This window comes from Nitrospira sp. CMX1, from assembly GCF_054902215.1.
The window spans coordinates 1-17,226 of the sequence record NZ_JBUBKD010000040.1 but is presented as its reverse complement, the minus strand read 5'-3'; the positions used below and the strand labels follow the sequence as shown (position 1 = coordinate 17,226).

General features: G+C 53.7%; 13 protein-coding genes. 7 read left to right on the top strand and 6 right to left on the bottom strand.

Annotated elements, in window-relative coordinates; all coding sequences use genetic code 11:
- The first annotated feature begins 153 nt into the window (after positions 1–153).
- The 3 genes from ACYX34_RS09805 to ACYX34_RS09795 all read left to right on the top strand — a co-directional run bounded on the left by ACYX34_RS09805 (position 154) and on the right by ACYX34_RS09795 (position 3,121).
- Positions 154–1,521, top strand: a complete 1,368-nt coding sequence (locus ACYX34_RS09805; protein WP_462076375.1) for a glucose-6-phosphate dehydrogenase — start codon at positions 154–156, stop codon at positions 1,519–1,521.
- 748 nt (positions 1,522–2,269) lie between these two features.
- On the top strand, positions 2,270–2,770 hold the full coding sequence (locus tag ACYX34_RS09800; protein ID WP_462076374.1) for a CBS domain-containing protein: 501 nt from the start codon (positions 2,270–2,272) through the stop codon (positions 2,768–2,770).
- Positions 2,771–2,896: 126 nt separating this feature from the next.
- Positions 2,897–3,121, top strand: a complete 225-nt coding sequence (locus ACYX34_RS09795) for a CsbD family protein (protein ID WP_462076373.1) — start codon at positions 2,897–2,899, stop codon at positions 3,119–3,121.
- A 583-nt stretch (positions 3,122–3,704) separates the two neighbouring features.
- On the opposite strand, the gene ACYX34_RS09790 is transcribed toward ACYX34_RS09795, so the two are convergent.
- The 3 genes from ACYX34_RS09790 to ACYX34_RS09780 are packed head-to-tail and all read right to left on the bottom strand — an operon-like array spanning position 3,705 to position 9,153.
- A complete protein-coding gene (locus tag ACYX34_RS09790; RefSeq protein ID WP_462076372.1) occupies positions 3,705–5,450 on the bottom strand; it encodes a response regulator in 1,746 nt (581 codons plus the stop codon).
- The gene (locus tag ACYX34_RS09785; RefSeq protein ID WP_462076371.1) at positions 5,447–5,896 is read right to left on the bottom strand and encodes a response regulator; all 450 of its coding nucleotides are present in this window, start codon (positions 5,894–5,896) and stop codon (positions 5,447–5,449) included. The genes ACYX34_RS09790 and ACYX34_RS09785 overlap by 4 nt, the downstream gene beginning before the upstream one ends.
- A complete protein-coding gene (locus tag ACYX34_RS09780; RefSeq protein ID WP_462076370.1) occupies positions 5,893–9,153 on the bottom strand; it encodes a PAS domain S-box protein in 3,261 nt (1,086 codons plus the stop codon). Before ACYX34_RS09780 ends, ACYX34_RS09785 begins: the two co-directional genes overlap by 4 nt.
- A gap of 410 nt (positions 9,154–9,563) precedes the next feature.
- On the opposite strand from ACYX34_RS09780, the gene ACYX34_RS09775 reads away from it, so the two are divergent.
- The 3 genes from ACYX34_RS09775 (at position 9,564) to ACYX34_RS09765 (ending at position 10,890) form a co-directional block, all read left to right on the top strand.
- On the top strand, positions 9,564–10,157 hold the full coding sequence (locus ACYX34_RS09775) for an outer membrane protein (protein ID WP_462076369.1): 594 nt from the start codon (positions 9,564–9,566) through the stop codon (positions 10,155–10,157).
- 97 nt (positions 10,158–10,254) lie between these two features.
- Positions 10,255–10,665, top strand: a complete 411-nt coding sequence (locus ACYX34_RS09770) for a hypothetical protein (RefSeq protein ID WP_462076368.1) — start codon at positions 10,255–10,257, stop codon at positions 10,663–10,665.
- A gap of 60 nt (positions 10,666–10,725) precedes the next feature.
- Complete coding sequence (locus tag ACYX34_RS09765; RefSeq protein WP_462076367.1) at positions 10,726–10,890, top strand: DUF1328 domain-containing protein; 165 nt, start codon at positions 10,726–10,728, stop codon at positions 10,888–10,890.
- Between the two features lie 387 nt (positions 10,891–11,277).
- Here the strand turns inward: ACYX34_RS09765 and ACYX34_RS09760 are convergent, their stop codons facing one another.
- Complete coding sequence (locus ACYX34_RS09760) at positions 11,278–14,415, bottom strand: PAS domain S-box protein (RefSeq protein ID WP_462076366.1); 3,138 nt, start codon at positions 14,413–14,415, stop codon at positions 11,278–11,280.
- A 547-nt stretch (positions 14,416–14,962) separates the two neighbouring features.
- On the opposite strand from ACYX34_RS09760, the gene ACYX34_RS09755 reads away from it, so the two are divergent.
- Positions 14,963–15,304 carry a hypothetical protein gene (locus tag ACYX34_RS09755; protein WP_462076365.1) on the top strand — a complete coding sequence of 114 codons (342 nt, stop codon included), beginning with the start codon at positions 14,963–14,965 and terminating at the stop codon, positions 15,302–15,304.
- 575 nt (positions 15,305–15,879) lie between these two features.
- On the opposite strand, the gene ACYX34_RS09750 is transcribed toward ACYX34_RS09755, so the two are convergent.
- Positions 15,880–16,773: a YihY/virulence factor BrkB family protein gene (locus ACYX34_RS09750; protein ID WP_462076364.1), complete on the bottom strand. Its 894-nt coding sequence runs from the start codon at positions 16,771–16,773 to the stop codon at positions 15,880–15,882.
- A 250-nt stretch (positions 16,774–17,023) separates the two neighbouring features.
- Positions 17,024–17,226, bottom strand: a 203-nt coding sequence (locus tag ACYX34_RS09745) for a hypothetical protein (protein ID WP_462076363.1), incomplete at its 5' end; no start/stop codon positions are given.

Below are 17,226 nucleotides of genomic sequence, written 5' to 3'. Positions count from 1 at the left end.
AAAGATGATACCGCGCTCTAGTCCGGACACTCAAACTATTGGATGATGTTCACTCACCACAATACATGATGGTACGGTCATTTCCTGGTGAGTGTTTCGTGCTTGACCATCAACGGCGATCTATGGTCTGCCGGTAGCACTGGAGGGAATCATATGGCGCAGTATGAGTTCGTCCTGCTCGGTGCCGGATCCGACGTGGCCTATCGCTATGTCTTTCCCGCCTTGGCAGAACTTGAAGCAGCAAGCCTATTGCCACGGCGGTTTCGGATTGTGGCTGTCAGCAGAAAAGCCTGGACGGATGTTCGTCGTCGAATTGTGGACGGAGTGAAGGCGCATCGTGGGAACATCGGTATTGGCGTTGTGAAGAAGCTCTTGGCGCGAGTACGACATACATCCGCCGATCTGACCGACCCGCATCAGCTCAAGGCAGTGATCGGCCGGTTACGAGGTCCCCTGGTGCTGTATTTTGGTCTTCCTCCCTCCATCTCAGAAACCATCGTCGACCATCTTCACGAAATTCGGTTGCCTCCACGCAGCCGAGTCATGCTGGAGAAGCCGTTCGGGCAAAATAGGCAGTCGGCAAAAGTGCTCAATCGCAAATTGCTCAGCTTCTTATCTGAACGGGATATCTTTCGCGTCGATCATTTTTTGGGTAAACAAACCGTTCAGAATATTCTTGGCCTCCGCTTTGCCAACAGAGTATTCGAATCAGCCTGGGATCGATTGCACGTAGAGAGGGTTGAGATTGTGTGGGAGGAGACGCATGGATTGGAAGGGCGAGCCGGCTATTATGATTCGGCCGGTGCGCTGAAAGACATGATCCAGAACCATCTCTTACAGCTGATGTGCTTGATCGCGATGGAGCCGCCGCCCGACTTGACCGCAGACGAGTTTCGCGATCGGAAAATGGGCTTGCTGCGAGACGTTGGGTCTTTGTCGAAGAAAGAGATGTTGGCCCATACGAGGCGGGGTCGCTATGCGGAGGGGAAAATCCATGGTCGGAGGGTTCGAGGCTACGTCAATGAGGCGGGGGTCGATTCTCAGCGGCGGACTGAAACATTTGCTGAGATTCGTCTGTGTATCGACAATGAACGATGGCGAAATGTTCCGTTTGTCTTGCGAACCGGAAAAGCCATGAAGCAGGATCGTCATGAACTCACGATATTTTTTAAGCCCTCAAGGCTTTCGACGTTCGGCTCCTCGCGCTCAGTAAAGTCAAACCGGTTACGATTGGGGCTCACGGGAGATCAAGTTGGATTGACCCTTAACGTGAACGGTCCAGGGAATCCCCTGGAAGCCGATCCGGTTGAACTGAATGTGCAGCTGGCTCCAGAAGCAATGTCCTCCTATGCAAGCCTGATCCTCGATGTGCTCCAAGGCCAATCCATCTTTTTTATCAGGAATGATGAAGCAGAAGAAGCCTGGAGGATCATTGATCCGATCGTGGCCGCGTGGAAGAAGAATCTCGTTCCATTGCGATCTTATCGGGCAGGGTCTTCCGGGCCTCCCGCTCTGAGCTAAAAGACAACCCCAGGTCTCGTGCCGACAGTGTCGCGAGATCACATCGGCCATATCCCCATTTATGTATCCTGAATGGCTGTTCAATGTCGTCCGTACCTCAGGACCCATGACGACGACAGAAGTCGAAGTGAGTGTTTCCGCAGCACCGCGGTCGGCGATCAGATGGTTGGCTTTGGGGAGAGTAGGCAGAAGGCATCTTGCGCCGGTGTCATCGCTGGTGCGCCCTTCCGTCAGCAACAGGCGCACCGGCTTGCCCGTACCGTCACACACAGCGCGTCGCTTCGAATTCAGGCCACCGTGCTCAGCTCCAGCGCACAAACCGGTTCTAGAGTGTCTTGCGCAAGCCATTAGGCCTCGCACATCACTTTCAGTGAAGTCCGTGCCGGATCATAGAGAAGATCCTGCTCATCACCCGCAAATCACCCACGCGCGGGACACCGTGCGAGGCCGATAAATACGGCTTGATCCTGTTCGACTGCGTTGGCGTCAACAGAAATACATCACTCATGGCTACCTCCAGCCATAGTGAAGCACATATCGTTTGCGGAGGAAATCCTCAACGTTAATGAGTCCTGAGCCTAGTCATGGTCCACAAACTGGCCTGCGGAGTGATCGCCTTTCCACCCAACCAAATTACAGAAGGTGAATGGGAACTCGGGTATTTTCTAGTGGGCAGCAGCAGGAAAAGCAAGTCAGATGACAAAGAAGCATGACTCACTGGCGAACATGATCATCTGGAGGTGAACTTATGTGTATAGCCGAAGATATTCGGGGTCCGAAATCTCAGTTGGAGTATGAATTGGAAATGAACCAGAAGAGTCCGAGTAGGTGGGACGATGGCCAGACGGCACGAGTCAAAGACCTGATGACCTGGAATGCTTCAGTAGTGAGCCCCAAGACCACGCTGCATGAAGCATTCTATTTATTCGCCAGATTGGAGGTTGAAGGATTGGTGGTGTTCGACGGACGTAGCTATCAGGGACTTCTCACGTACTCCAGCGTGGAGCGGATGAGGAAAGATTTCATAGGTGATGTACAACAGACTTTAGTAGCCGAGGTGATGGACCGGTCCACTGCGTCCGTTGCACCGGATGAGCCGTTGATGAATGCGTATAGGCGCATGCGACAGACCAGACAGGAGTGTCTTCCAGTATTGGATACAGGCGGGAAACTGGCAGGTCTCTTGACGATCGCGGCAATCGAAGCGCGGTTCCCAAGTCTGGTCTATTTTCGACTAACTAATAACTAGGGGATCGTCCAGTGCCGTGGGTGATGAAACGAGCGTAGAAAGAAAAACATCGTGTATGCCGTTCCTTCTGAGGAAATGAATGGCATATCAAGTACTTCAACCATCATCCATTTATGGGAGGTTTGTATGAACGCGGATCAGTTCAAGGGGAAGTGGCAGCAATTCAAGGGAGAAGCAAAGCGTCAGTGGGGGAAATTGACGGACGACGACCTCACGGAGGCGGAAGGTAACTATGACAAGTTCGTCGGCCGGGTACAGGAACGCTATGGGGACAAGAAGGAAGATGTCCTGAAGTGGGCGAATGACTGGTATGAGCGGAAGAATACTGAGACTGGAGCGCGCAGAGGATAGTTCGAGCGGACTTCTGATCCAGCGCGGCATGACTGCCGCGTTGGATCAATTGCATGTATGTTTCACACCAGAAAATGACCGCGAACGGTCGGTGATTCGCGGAGAAAAAGATAGAAAGATTGATCGTCAACAACACTGATGACGATCTCCTATATATCGAAGGGCACAAAGATAAACTCGACGGCAAGGTTCAAGAATGGTATGGGGACAAGCAAGAGGAAGTGAACAAGTGGATTGAGGAGTGGTTCGAACAGCATGACGCCCACGGGCGACACCGAACAAAGTGAGCCGAAGTGCGGCTATGCGATCGGCTCGAGGGAGCAGTCAGAATATTCTCTGATACGCGCGTTCTCGTATTTGGATACTCTAGGTTTGATGTAAAAAGAACAAACTGCGAGGTGCCTCGCAGAAAGGAAAGCATATGTGGAAAGGCCTGCTGTTATGGCTGCTTGGTGTTCCGGGAGTGATCGTCGTCTTCCTTTATCTCTTCGGGTTTCTTCGATGACCACAGGGCCGTCCTGTGCGAATCATTGCAGGAGCCGTTTCTGAAGAGGACTGGCGGTGTATCCTTAACGACGCCGGCTCAGGGAGACTGTGCCATGTGAGCTTGCTCGAGAATTCTCGAAATGGTCGGTTGAAGATCATGGGAAAGCGAATCTTTTGCCAGGCAAGCGACGGCTCCAACAGCCAGCATCCGTGCATGAATATCGCGTTCCGTGTTGACCGTGACACCGATCACTTTCAGTACCGGGTTGTGAGCAAGGATTTGTTTTGTCGCTTCGATTCCGTTGAGTCCCGGCATATTGATATCCATCAGGACTAGATCTGGGTGTAATGTGGCGACGAGCTCTACTCCTTGCTTCCCATCCGATGCTTCACCGACCACCGTCACACCTTGTATTGTAGACAGGAGCTGACACATCTCCTTCCGAACCAATGTATGGTCGTCGACAATGACCACGCGACAGGTTCCCGACAAGGGGGGAATATCGGACAACGGCTTTGTGATGTCATCCATCGGACCATGCGGGTCTGATGAGATATCACTATGGGACCAGGGGACAGAAATCTCAATTTGAGTTCCGGTATCAGCAGAGGACTGTACGGAAACGTTCCCGTTCAGTCCTTCGATACGCTCGCGAATGCTGAAGAGTCCAAACCCCTTGGTTTCCCCTCCCAAACTCCGTGCATCGAACCCCGCTCCGCGATCCGCCACTGTGATCCGTAACGTCTGTTCATTGAGGATATCGAGTCCGACGGTGGCCTCTCCGGTGCCGGCGTGCTTCAGGACGTTAAATAAGAGTTCGCGTGCCGATTGAAACAGTAACACGGACTGGTCTTCGGCGAGAATGACGGAGGAGACGGACGATTGCACATGAACCCGCAGTCCATACATGGAGAAATATTCCGGCAACCACTGGAGGGCGGCCACGAGCCCTTGGGTAAAGAGCACTGTCGGGCTGAGCTGAGCAACAAGCGTTCTACTATAGGTCAGCGCCTGATCGAGTGAGGATCGTGCTTCACAGATCATCCGGACGGTGTGCTCTGACGACGGATTGTGGCTGAGTTGGTCGATCTTCAGTTTCGCGACCACCAACAACTGAGCAAGATAGTCATGTAACTCCGATGCTAGTTGTTTCCGCTCACGTTGTTCGACGAGCGTCAATTCGGAGACGAGACGGCGCAACCGGACATGCGACCGCTCCAGCTGGATCGTGCGTGTCGCGACGTGACGTTCCAACATCGCCTCATGTTGTCGAAGACGAAGCTCGACCTGCTTGCGCTCTTCCAGCTCTTGAGCCAGTTGCTGATTGACCTCTTCGAGCTTGGCGGTTCGCTCGGCGATCCGTCGTTCCAGCTCCGCATTCAAGGTCACGAGGCTTTGGTGAGCTTGGCGATGCTCGGTGCGCAGGTGGTGTTGATCAAGCACGTAGCGGACGGATTGTCCGAGGCGGCCAAGGCGATCTTTCATGAGGTAATCCACCGCGCCCGCGCGGATCAGCGCGACAGCCTCTTCTTCACCGATCGATCCGGAGATAATGATGCAAGGGATATCGAGCTGGTGTTCTTGGAGCAGGGTCAAGACGCGCTTCGCACTGAATTGAGGCATGATGGCATCGACGGTAATCAAGTCGACCGGTGCCTGAACCTGGTGAAGAAATTCCTCTTCTGTGTCGACACGCACCCATGTGGGATCGTACCCATGCTTCTTGAGTTCGCGAACGATCAACTCAGTATCGGTTTCGCGATCTTCCACAATGAGGAGTTTGAGCGGAAGAAGCGCCTGCGTCTCCGCCGAGCACTGCGTTGTGTGACTCTGGGGGGTCATACCGCGCCCGGTGGCTCATTCAGGAGCAGCCAATAGAGGCCGGCCTGTCGAACCGCATCGGTGAATTGTTGAAAATCCACGGGCTTCACAATATAGCTATTCACACCAAGATCGTAACAGGTTTGGATATCAGGCTCCTCACGGGAGGAAGTAAGCACGACGATGGGAATGCGGTGCAGCTGCGCGTCGGCTCGACACCGCCGGAGCACTTCAATTCCACTTATCAACGGCAGTTTGAGATCCAGCAAGACTACCTTGGGAGGTGCGGAGGGCGAGCGATCGGCATACCGGCCTGTGGCAAACAAATAGTCCAAGGCTTCAGCTCCGTCCCTGACGATCGCGATCCGATTGGTGACGTTGTTTTTCTTGAGGGCTCGGAGTGTGAGTTCGACGTCGTCGGGATTATCCTCGACCAAGAGAATATCAGCATGCATAGGTGTGGTCATGAGGAGCGTTCCAGTGTGAACCAAAATATGGCACCTTCGTTGGGTCGCGCGTCCGCCCAGACACGTCCTCCATGGCGGTGCACGATGCGCTGCACGATCGCCAGACCGACACCGGTTCCTTCGAACTCCTCCGCCCGATGCAGGCGTTGAAACACAGTGAACAGTTTGTCCGCATATCGCATATCGAAGCCGACTCCGTTATCTTTCACGAAGATTCGACAGAATCTCGGCTGCTGCTCATCAACTTCCCACCCAACCTGGATCTTTGCTATGTCCCGCAGCCGAGAGTATTTAAGCGCATTGCCGAGGAGATTGGCAAGGACCAGCTTGATGGTGGTTTGATCCCCTCGACACAGTGGCAGGTCGGCAACGTCCCACTCGATCGTTCGTCCGGATTGATCTGCGACCGATTCGTTACGGATCTCTTGCACGAGCTCAGTAAGTGAGATCGAACTCACTGCCAAGTTTTGACGTGACAGCCGTGAAAAAGAAAGCAGATCATCAATCAAGCGGCCCATTTGACGAGCACCATTGGAGATGATCGTGAGATAGCGTGAAGCCTCCGGTTCTAATTTCTCGCCGTAATCTTCGAGCAGGGCTTGGGCAAATCCCGTCATGGTGCGAAGCGGTGCGCGGAGGTCATGCGACACCGAATAGGAAAAGGACTCGAGCTCCTTGTTCGCGGCCACGAGGGCCTCGCTTTTAGATTCGAGCAGCGAGTTGACCCGCTCAAGCGAGGCTTCGGTGGCTTTTTGAGCTGAAATGTCAGTGGTGGTTCCGAACCAGGCAGACGTCTCTCCCGAATTGTCCTGTTGCGGAGTCGCTCTGGCCAGCTGCCAGTAGTAGGCGCCGTCGGCAGCCCTCAGCCGATACTCGGTAATGAAGGGCGATCCTGAAGCAACGGATTCCTTCCATGTTCGGTCGACTCCTGGAGCATCATCCGGGTGGATCAAGGACAGCCAGCCATACCCCACATTCTGTTCGAGCGTCGTCCCTGTGTAGGACAACCATTGCTCGCTCAGATAATCGCACGCTCCGTCGGATCGGCACGACCACACAAGTTGCGGAATGTGCGTCGTCAGCGTACGGAAGCGCTTCTCACTGGTTTTGATGGCCTTCTGAATTCGTTCGTGCTCGGTGATATCTCGAGATACGGCAAGCATCCGACCGCTTCCATCTTGCACAAGTGTCACAACCACATCCCACCAGCGAGGGTTTCCCTTGGCGGTTGGGCAAAACCCTCGAAAGCTGGAGGGTTCCCCCGTCCGACATTTGTCAAGCGTTTGCTCGATCATCTCTCGGGCCTCGGCAGGCCAGAGTTGTGTCCAATGTTTTCCTTTCAGTCTTTCGATCTCTTCGATCTCCATCGCGCACATACCCTGTGTGTTCATATCGAGCAGTTCCCCGTTTGGGCTGAGAATTTTTACACAATCGGGGCTGCTCTGGAATAACGCGCGGCCGAACCGTTCGCTCGCTTGGAGGGCCAGCTCTGCCCGTTTGCGAAAGGAGATGTCTCGTATCACTTGTGCGGTGGCCATAATGATGCCGGTTTTGTCGCGGACCGCCGACATGCTGATGGACACGTCGATTCGTCGACCAACCTTGTGGAGGCGTTGAGTTTCAAGCTGTTCGACGTTTATGCCGCCAAGCGTGCGGCGACGGACATTCTGCTCCTCTTCTCGCAACTCTTCAGGCACCAGCAGGTCGACAGATTGACCGACGATCTCCTCGGTGGAATAACCAAAGAGCTTCTCGGCGCCTCGGTTCCACGTCAGAATGGTGCCTTCGACGGACTTGGTGATGATGGCGTCCAGACTGTCCGTGACGATGGCCGCTATGAACCCTTGTGCTTCTTCAGCAAGCTTGCGAGTGGTCACGTCAAGCTGGGTGATCACTGCGCCAGATTCAGTTGTCTTCAGAGGAGATACGGAGATTCGAAACCACCGTCGTTGTGGCAGAGCATGGCACGAATATTCCTGCTCAAACAGGTCGTTCTTTCCGACCAGGACGTCCTCGATACCGTCCAATGTCTGCCGAACCTCGCTATTGGAGACGGCAGCTCTTCGAATCACCTCCAGATAGTTGGCGCCGACACCAAGGAGCTCAGAATGATACGGCCATAGGTTTTCCCTCGCAGCACGTATCCATGGTTCATTGACCCGAAGGATCACCCCCTGTGCGTCGATCACGACGAGTTGAATGTCAAGTGAATCAAGGATGGATCGCGTGAAGGCAGACTGTTCTGCGAGCGCACGTTTGGTCTGATGCAGCTCTGAGATATCGGTATGTACTTCGACGATTGCTGTGGGAGTCCTATTCTTTTGTTTCAGTAAGGTCCAATCGGCAGAGACTGTGATGGCGGTCCCGTCGTGTCGCGTGTGTGTGAGTTCTCCGGTCCATTGACCATCCCGCAAGAGCGTTGCTTGAATCTCCTCCGGCGGTTGAGTGAACCGGCTCTTGAGCAGGTCGTGGCTGATATTCCCAACGGCTTCTTCTTTCGTCCAGCCATAGAGGCGTTCGTACCCTTTGCCCCATGACAGAATCCGGCCGTTCATATCGCGAGTCATGATGGGCGCTAAATTCAAAAGTTGAGTCTGTTCGGTTAACCGATCGGCTAGTTCCCCGGATGTCGTATCTCGAATCAAGCGATAGGTCCCAACCACCAACAGCAGCAGCGCCAGGGCTGTGACCCAGACGATGATCCGCAACGCTTCATCGGCAGCTTGCTTCTCACGCTCATCGGCCGATCTGAGAAGTTCATTCTCTCCGTCAAATATGGCCATGAGATTCATCTTGATGTCATCCATGAGGAGTTTCCCGGCATTGCTGCGTACGAAATCGACGGCCTCTGTAGAACGGGTCTGTGCCATGTCCAGTGTAGTGCGAAACTCCGCCATTTTTTTCTGGGTCAAGAGTCGCAAGATTTCCAGGTGTTGCTTCGTAGATGCATTCTGGCTGGTCTTCTGTTCGAGCTGTGTCATCACGGAAGGAAGCTTGTCGACCGCGACATGGTAGGGAGCAAGATATTGCAGATCATGGGTAAGCAAAAATCCGCGTTGCCCACTCTCCGCATCCAATAAGTAGGATTGGAACGACTGAATCAGTTCAACGACGTTGCGGATCTCGCGAACGGCTTCTCGTTGTTCAGCCTGCTCCCGCTTTCGATCAAGCGTGTAAATCACCAGGACCACGAGGACGACCAGTCCCAAGCTGAGGCCGATGAGGGTCAGTCTCCGTTCAGGTACTGGAATCTTCATGGAATCGTGCTCTCTATGCTGGTACTCATACCGAGTGTTTCAATGAGGGAAACCTCGAGTATTGGAATTCGACGAGGGTGTCCTACTCCAGAGTGTCGCGTTCCTGCGATATACAGGGGAGCGGTAGCCTACGCCTTACCCGTCTCGAATTCAACCGTGCCACAGCTTCTCTGGCTGACTGCGGCTAGGGTGGCACGCCCGATAGACTAGGGCATCTGCCAGGCGCTTACCGCCTGCCGAGTGGGTATATCTATTCGTACGAATGAATCGTACGAATAATGAGGCTGTTATCGTTAGCTGTTATCGTTATTGGAATCATAGGTCAGTGGGATTTTACGGAGTTTAAGAAAAAAGAAGTAGCCGATGAGAGGCTCATTTTTTACAGGAGATTTTTTGAGGAGGCTTGGAGGATGAATATGATGTGGAATCGGTTCAGGGTGTACGCCGCGGCATTGCTCACGGTCGGATCGTTGTCGCTGGCCGCAGTCGAAAACGCCAAGGCGGAAAGTCTGTTCGACGACGTGGATGTCGGACTGTTCTCTATCGGCGGACGTGCGACCTACTTTGACCCGAAAGATGGGGATGGTCAGTGGTATGGGGGGGCGCAAGTACGGGTTCATCCGATCCGATATCTAGCCGTGGAGGGATCCGTCGATTATCGCCGGAATGATTTTGGCGATACGCGAGTCCACTCCTATCCGGTTCAGGGATCGTTGATGATTTATCCATTAGGTCTGAAACGGATTGCTCCCTTCATTCTTGGAGGGGGAGGCTGGTACTTCACCTCCGTCACGGGTCCGGGGAACTTTGATGATACCCAGCAGAGGTTCGGAGGCCATGTCGGTGGGGGAGTACAAGTCTTCATCACTCGTCATCTTTCTGCCGATGCGTCGTATCGACACATCTGGCTGGAGAAAATTTCGTCGAAGAATGCGGCACTTGACGATAAGCGGTTTAACGATAACGGGCACATGATCACGGTGGGCCTTAATGTTCACTTCTGATCGCATTGCATGCGCATCGAGTATGTGGTCTCGAATTGGGTGGGAGTTGAGGCAAGGACAGGTTCCCCATGCAGGTGACGCACCTGAGAGAGTTGGTATGACGCGTGTACTGCGATGGGTCAGACTGATCAGCTTGTTGGTGAGTCTCTCGTTTACGGGGAGCCATGCCGGGGAGGCCGGCGTTTCTCAACAACAGGATAATAATCCGCTCAAGCATGACAATAAGTGCTGGGCGGAAATTTATATGAATGCCGAATTCGATAAGAACGGCCTGCGGCTCTTGCTCATCGGTCCTCACGAGTTAGCTACGCTCAAAGGCCTCAACGATCAAAACTGGGACAATGATATCGAAAGCATCATCGTCGGCCCTGAGGCAATGATGACTGTGTACGTGGATCCGGAATTCGCAGGGCGCACGCTCATTCTGGCACCCAACCAAACCCTGGGTAGCTTGTCAGACGCTCAGATGAAAAATGACATCGAGTCGCTCCGACTCTTCTGTAAGTGAGAGAGACGGCAGTAGCAGTGACGATATGCGCACCTCAATCATGCAACCAGGAGGCACACCATGCTGAGTTGGGCAGTGACGTTTCTCGTTGTGGCCATTATCGCTGGGGTACTCGGATTATCAGGAGTCGCGGGCACTGCGACCAGTATCGCGTATGCCTTGTTTGTCATATTTGTCCTGCTCGCGTTAGTGGGATTTCTGACAGGGCGCAAACCGATGGCCTGATAGGATGATCCAGTCGTCGATTAGCGCCCGAAGGATCGGCACATGACCTTGTGAAGAATAAAACCAGGTGGTGTGCCTCTGAGCCTCGATGAATACTCGTCATTCATGGAGCTCTGAACTCCTGACCGCATGTGGTGGACACGAAAGTGAGCTCCATCTCGTATCAGCTTGGCCTGTTTGTCGTGGCGAGCGGAAGCGATAGGTTTGTTCGGTCTATCCGAATCCTTCTCCAGCCAAGATGCGTGACATCATGAAAATCTGGGAGCATGTAGGAAATCACGTTCGGCACATTTACACTGAGGCATTCCCAAGTTTAGAGACGTCTGATGGTCTGTTCGAACGAGACACCGTACATCACCATGGGGTGGGGAAGTGGCTCTTCTTTCACTAAAGGTGTTGGGATGCCACTGCACCCAGGATGGTCTCGTAGAGTTGCTCTCCGGCGGATTCTTTCGTCAGATAGCTGCTCGCACCTGCTTGCAACATGCTCGTGGCCACCTGGGTCGCTGTTTGCACGGATAATCCGATGATCACCACATGAGGATGCGTTCGCTTGATGCGACGCGTCGCTTCGATCCCATCAAGTCGCGGCATGTTGGCATCCATCACAATGACGTCCGGATGCAAGGCATCCACAAGCTCATAGGCGTGTTGTCCGTCCCACGCTTCCCCCACAACCTCCATGTTGGGATGTCGTTCGAGTAGGGCCCGAATTCCCTGACGAACCATGGCATGATCATCGACTAACAAAATGCGAAGCGAGCGCGATGCCTGCGATGTAAGAGCGATGGATGTTTCGTCATGTCCGTCTGAAGCCGACGATAATGAGTTGGTTTTCACCAGGGTTGACAAAGGGCACAGTAAGGTGACCGATGTGCCGTGTCCGATACGACTGTGGATGTGCACCGACCCACCGAGCGTTTCCATCCGTTCCTTGATGCTGAAGAGACCGAATGAAGTGGGAATGGTAGAAGCCTGGTCCAGTTGTGAGGGGTCGAATCCGCAACCTTGGTCGGTGACCATGATCATGAGTTGCTGATCCGGCGTCGCTCGTAACGCGATTTGAGCATGGGATGAACCCGCGTGTTTCATGACATTGAAGAGCAGTTCTCTCACGGACTGAAACAGAATGGCGGCCACGTCATCTGCAAACTTCGGGAGGGAGGGTGAAACGTCAAATGCCGTTTCCACAATCAATTGATGCTCCTCCATCTGCTCGGCAAGCCATTGAAGCGCGGCGGGCAATCCGAGATGGTACAGCACGGGAGGACTTAATTTAGCGACCAATGATCGAGTATAGGTAAGCGCTTCATCCAAGATTCGTTCCAAGTCTCTCGCGAGCGTCCGGTCCTTGTCGGTTTTTAATGGTCGAGAGTCCTGCGCCAACTTTAGGCGCGCAGCCACGAGAAGTTGTGCCAGATAATCGTGCAGCTCGCCCGCAATCCGTCGTCGTTCCTGATATTCCGCGCGCGTCAATTGGTCTGTGAGGGCACGCAACTGTTTCTGCGAGCGACGCAACGCCGCTGTCCGCTCTGTGACTTGTTGCTCAAGTTCCTCAGCCGATCTTTTGAGGGTTTGCTCGGCCAATTTATGATCCGTGACATCGATGATCGAACCAATACACCCCTCCCATCTTTCCCGTTCATCGACCAGAGACAAGACAGAGCAGAGTGTCCATCGAAACTCGCCGTCGTACCTCCGTATGCGACACTCCAATCGGCGGGGCTCCACATTGCCGCAATCATCGAGCAACTCCATCACATGGCGGCGATCGTCATCGTGCACATGATTGAGCCATCCCGAGTCCAGCCCGGTCTCTTCAGTTTGACCGGTAAATCCATACCATTGCCGATTCAGGTAGGTGCAGACCCCGGTGGAACTTGTGATGAACATCATGACCGGCGCACTGTCGGCCATGTGCCGAAAACGGGCTTCCCGTTCACGAATAGCGTCTTCGCTCTTCAGGCGATCGGTAATGTCCCGAAGTATGATCGTGCACAAGCTGTGTCCGCCCACATTCACTTTGGAGATGGATGCCTCGATCGGGATTTCATGGCCGTCAGCTCGTAAGGCCTTCACCGACCCCGGACGTCCCATTTGGCGAGCGTTAACCGTACTTTGTTGAAATGCCATCATGTGAGAGTGGTGCCGCTGACGAACTCGTTCTGGAACAAATTGGCTAATGGGTCTTCCAATGGCCTCTTCCGCCCGACATTGAAAGAGTTGCTCCGCTGCCTTGTTGAATAGGAGGATATGTTGATCTTGATCGGCCGTGATGATCGCATCCATGGCGGATTGCACGATACTATTCAACCGCTGTTGATTGTCCCGAAGCGCATCCTGCGCGTTGCGACGCTCAGAAATATCGACGATGACACCATGAAATCGGCAGGAGGAGCTATCGAGTTGATTTGACGGAACTCCCCTTACATTGATCCATTGTGCATGCGTTGTCGTCACGGGCCGACATTCGACCCCAAATGATTGACCGTCCAGTTTGGCCTTCTCGATGGCCTGCATCAAATCACGGCGATCTTCCTGCCTGATCGCCTGAATGAACGTGCCCAGGGTCAGCTGTGAACCGGACGACAGGCCGAGTAGTTCACCAGAGACTTGGTCAATCTCAATGGCGTTCTTCGACCCCATCCATCGCCAATATCCGATTCGAGCCGCCGCCGCAGCCAGCCGTAGCCTGGTCTCCTGCTCTATCCAAGCCCGGACCAGGCTGTAGCGTTCCTGATCGATTCGATTGGCCAAACCAGCCAGATACCAAAGGCAAATCAGAAGAATCAGCAGTACAACCGCGATCACGACTATGATGCCGAAACCGAAGGGATACCAGCTCTGTCGTTGCGCGAGGATGCACAACCATCCGGCAACGAGCGGCAGACCGATGACAACCGGCACGAGGCGCCGCAAGAGCGCACCGCCAATGTCTGGGGCCATGAACGGCCGCATGAATCCTTCGGTCGGATAAATACAAAGAAGTGCGAGGCCCAAGAAAATGCACATGATGCTGGTTGAACCGTCGATGGGGACATGGTGTGTGGACTCAAGAAGACTCGAGAAGTCATAGAGATGACCGATGCCGGGGACGGCTCCCAGGAGAATGAGGGCTCCAGCAAAATATTGTGAAGGTCGGTATCCGGAAGCCGTGCGGACAGACAGAGTCAGAATTGCAAGTCCCAGACAGATCAGAATCGCACAGGCAATCGGGATAGAAGAGTTCAAGCTCTGATCCAGAAGCGGCGCTCCGAGAGCACCCTCTGAGGAGTCCAACCCGTGAGAGGTCGCCCAGTACCCAAAGCTACAGATGATAATGAGCGTACCCCCGAGTTGAGCCGTCGTTTGACGTGAATGAGAAGGACTTCCATAAGTGTAGAGGAGCAAGCTTGCGCCGCCTAGGAGGAACCCTGAGGCAGTCATCGTGCTCATGGCGAGTGCTGAGGGTACGAGATCCGTGAACGTGACAGGGGAGATGCCCTGCCAGATCAATTCCACTAAGGACCACGCCATTACGATCATGGCCGCACTCGTTGCGAATATTCGCAACGCAATCAACGATGGTAATGCTGTGGCCAGGATGCAGTCATTTACGTCCACGCCATCAGGCGTTGAGACATGATCGGTAAAATATGTCACGCGTCACAGTATAGGAGGTCGGTGCTAGAGGTTTAACTGGTAATAGCCCTGGGTTATAGGGGATGACGGAGGTCTGTCCAAGCCACAGCAAACTGAGCCCGCATTCCGCAGTAGCAGTCGAGTTCACGAATTTGTTCAAGAACGCTCCTGAGATTCAGTTCCAAACTGTGCAGCAGTTGAACTTGGTGAAAATCAGAGATGCTGACTGTGCCGGATCTCATGATCAAGATCGCTGGTTTCCAATCTAGCGGCTATTACAACTACGGCATCAGGGTGGAGAACTCATCAAGAACAGGGTTCCTCTAGGTGTAGATCTAGAGGGATTGCTAGCCTCTCCCTCGTATTCTCCACCGTACAGTATCGTCTGAGGAATCGGGTGATGTCAGAAGCGTAACCAAATTCAGCTGATTCAGAGGTGGGGAGGTAAACCATGCGTGTGAAACAGAAGGTCCGTAAGACCGCGACAACAGGAATGTTGCCGCATCATGATGATCTCCAGGCAGCTCGGTTCCTCATGATGCTGCGTGGATCACGAAATTGCAGGCGCTGCGGAGGGTTGCTCGTCGCGGAGCGTATAGATAGCACGGTCGATATGTTCGTTGAACAGCAGGTCTCGGCCCTGCGCTGTGTCCAATGCGGAGATATTCTCGATCGTGTGATTCTTCGCAATCGCATGGATCCCACCATTGTCGAGGGTACTGAGTCTGAGGACGCACGCTGGACGGATGATCCCGTACCAGCCTGGACCCTCCCCAGGTTCCTGCGATGCTGAGATGGCATTACTCTTCAGTAAACAAGGCGGTGCAGTTGCGTCAACTTACCATAAGGGAGAAAGGAGTCGTTATGGAGAAGATAGGTGCATCGGTCGCCATACGTTCCGCAGGAATGAGCCTGGTATTGGGCAGTGTGTGGTTTGTTGGATCCATGGGCATTAGTTCAGCTGAGGCCACAGTGTCGTTTCCATCGCCGAAGGGCAGGGACTTTCGGTAAAATCTATGCAGATGCTGACGTGTCAGGTCGGAGCATGTTCTTCCTCACTACGATTAGTCGACACCCGTGATCATGATGACGGATACGTAACCGGTGAACCTGTCGGAAAGAATACCCTTCCAGTCTCGATGAGGAATGTGCTCACAAGAGTGTCACGCAGGCGCACTCCATCATCCTCGGAACGTTGACCTGGAGGAATACCGTCAACTCATGATATTCGTTGAGACGTGCCTATCGTAAAGAACTGGTCTTGTTTGGAGCTACGGTCGCCTTGGGCCAGCTGGTGATGTTCTGGTCCCAGCACAAGGAAACACAGATTGCGTCCTCTCAACTTCTTAGAGTCGAATCCGGAAGAGATTATTGTTGCCGGGCAGCTGCTTCAATTTCGGCATTGATCTGGCCGCCGAGCAGAATGACTGCTCCGCTCAAATATAACCACAGCATCAGCACGATGACCCCACCTATTGAGCCATAGGCAACATTATAGTTGCCGAAATGTTGAACGTAATATTTAAAGGCCAGAGAGACCAGCAACCACATCAGGACGGCGAATACGGCTCCAGGCGTGACCCATCGCCATGGCTGCTCGACATCGGGGCATGCATAGTAGATGATGGCCATCGCCACGAGCATGAGGCCGATGGCCAGCGGCCAGCGAACTAGTCGCCATGTCAGCTCTGAAACGAGTGTGAGTGCAAAGAAGTGGGTCGCCCAATCCAATACGAATCCTCCGTATACGACCAATGTGGCGGACAGGATGATGAGGCCGGTAAGACAGAGTGTGAGCAGAATGCCGAGTAGCCGAACCTTCCAGAACGGCCGTGTTTCAGCGGTATCATACGCGACATTCAATGCCTCCATGATTGCCGTCATCCCACTGGACGATGCCCACAGTGCTCCGATGATTCCCAGGGACAAGACATCCGTCCCGCTTCCATGCACGACATTGTCCAAGTAACGTTCGACGAGACCGAGGGCTTCCGATGGAATCACCTGCCTCGCGTAATCCAGGATGGCTGATGTGGGGGCATTAATCGGGAATAATCCAATGAGTGCCGTGAAAAATAGCAGCAGAGGAAACAGCGCCAGGAGAAAATAGTAGGCGAGTTGTGCGGCCCGTCCAAGGAGTCCGTCTTTCTGCACCTCATGCCACACTCGCTTTCCCAGTTGGGTCCATGAGAGTCCGCCGCGCTCCCACTGATTTGTGACTCGCACAGCGGACGATCGGGGGTAAGAACCTGCTTCAGCCATTTCGACAGCTCATGGGCCAGCCTGTTGTCGGATTACCGATGGGCCCGGCAGTGGGCACTGCCCGCCGATTGGGATTGTTCTCTGTTGAAAATAGAGCCTATCAGCACTTGACTCGAACTCGAACCACATGATCCCTCTCGCCCGACCCAATACGATACCCGTAGGCGCATCCAAGCGTCCGTCGAATCTGCTCCGAGTAGGTCGACTTCATATGTTGATCGGCCTGCAGAGAGCTTCGAGAAACCACTGCCTATGCCTCTACTACATGAGAATCCTGAGGATGATCTCCATCCTCTCTCCTGGTCTTTCTGTTCACCTTGGTTTCTGCTGCCTGGCGATCGCGGGCGGGATGAACGTTTCGTCCTGCCCCCTGTACCGCCTCTTTCAGCCATGCACGAAGTGCGGCTTTTCCCACCTCCACTAAATCTTGTTTCACTTGTCCTAGCCCTTCGG

Bases quoted from the DNA above. Each gene is read 5' to 3' on its own strand.
- ACYX34_RS09765 (WP_462076367.1), top strand. From the start codon at position 10,726: ATGCTGAGTTGGGCAGTGACGTTTCTCGTTGTGGCCATTATCGCTGGG.
- ACYX34_RS09790 (WP_462076372.1), bottom strand. From the start codon at position 5,450: ATGACCCCCCAGAGTCACACAACGCAGTGCTCGGCGGAGACGCAGGCG.
- ACYX34_RS09780 (WP_462076370.1), bottom strand. From the start codon at position 9,153: ATGAAGATTCCAGTACCTGAACGGAGACTGACCCTCATCGGCCTCAGC.
- ACYX34_RS09750 (WP_462076364.1), bottom strand. From the start codon at position 16,773: ATGGCTGAAGCAGGTTCTTACCCCCGATCGTCCGCTGTGCGAGTCACA.
- ACYX34_RS09800 (WP_462076374.1), top strand. From the start codon at position 2,270: ATGTGTATAGCCGAAGATATTCGGGGTCCGAAATCTCAGTTGGAGTAT.
- ACYX34_RS09785 (WP_462076371.1), bottom strand. From the start codon at position 5,896: ATGACCACACCTATGCATGCTGATATTCTCTTGGTCGAGGATAATCCC.
- ACYX34_RS09755 (WP_462076365.1), top strand. From the start codon at position 14,963: ATGCGTGTGAAACAGAAGGTCCGTAAGACCGCGACAACAGGAATGTTG.
- ACYX34_RS09795 (WP_462076373.1), top strand. From the start codon at position 2,897: ATGAACGCGGATCAGTTCAAGGGGAAGTGGCAGCAATTCAAGGGAGAA.
- ACYX34_RS09770 (WP_462076368.1), top strand. From the start codon at position 10,255: ATGACGCGTGTACTGCGATGGGTCAGACTGATCAGCTTGTTGGTGAGT.
- ACYX34_RS09805 (WP_462076375.1), top strand. From the start codon at position 154: ATGGCGCAGTATGAGTTCGTCCTGCTCGGTGCCGGATCCGACGTGGCC.
- ACYX34_RS09775 (WP_462076369.1), top strand. From the start codon at position 9,564: ATGAATATGATGTGGAATCGGTTCAGGGTGTACGCCGCGGCATTGCTC.
- ACYX34_RS09760 (WP_462076366.1), bottom strand. From the start codon at position 14,415: ATGATCGTAATGGCGTGGTCCTTAGTGGAATTGATCTGGCAGGGCATC.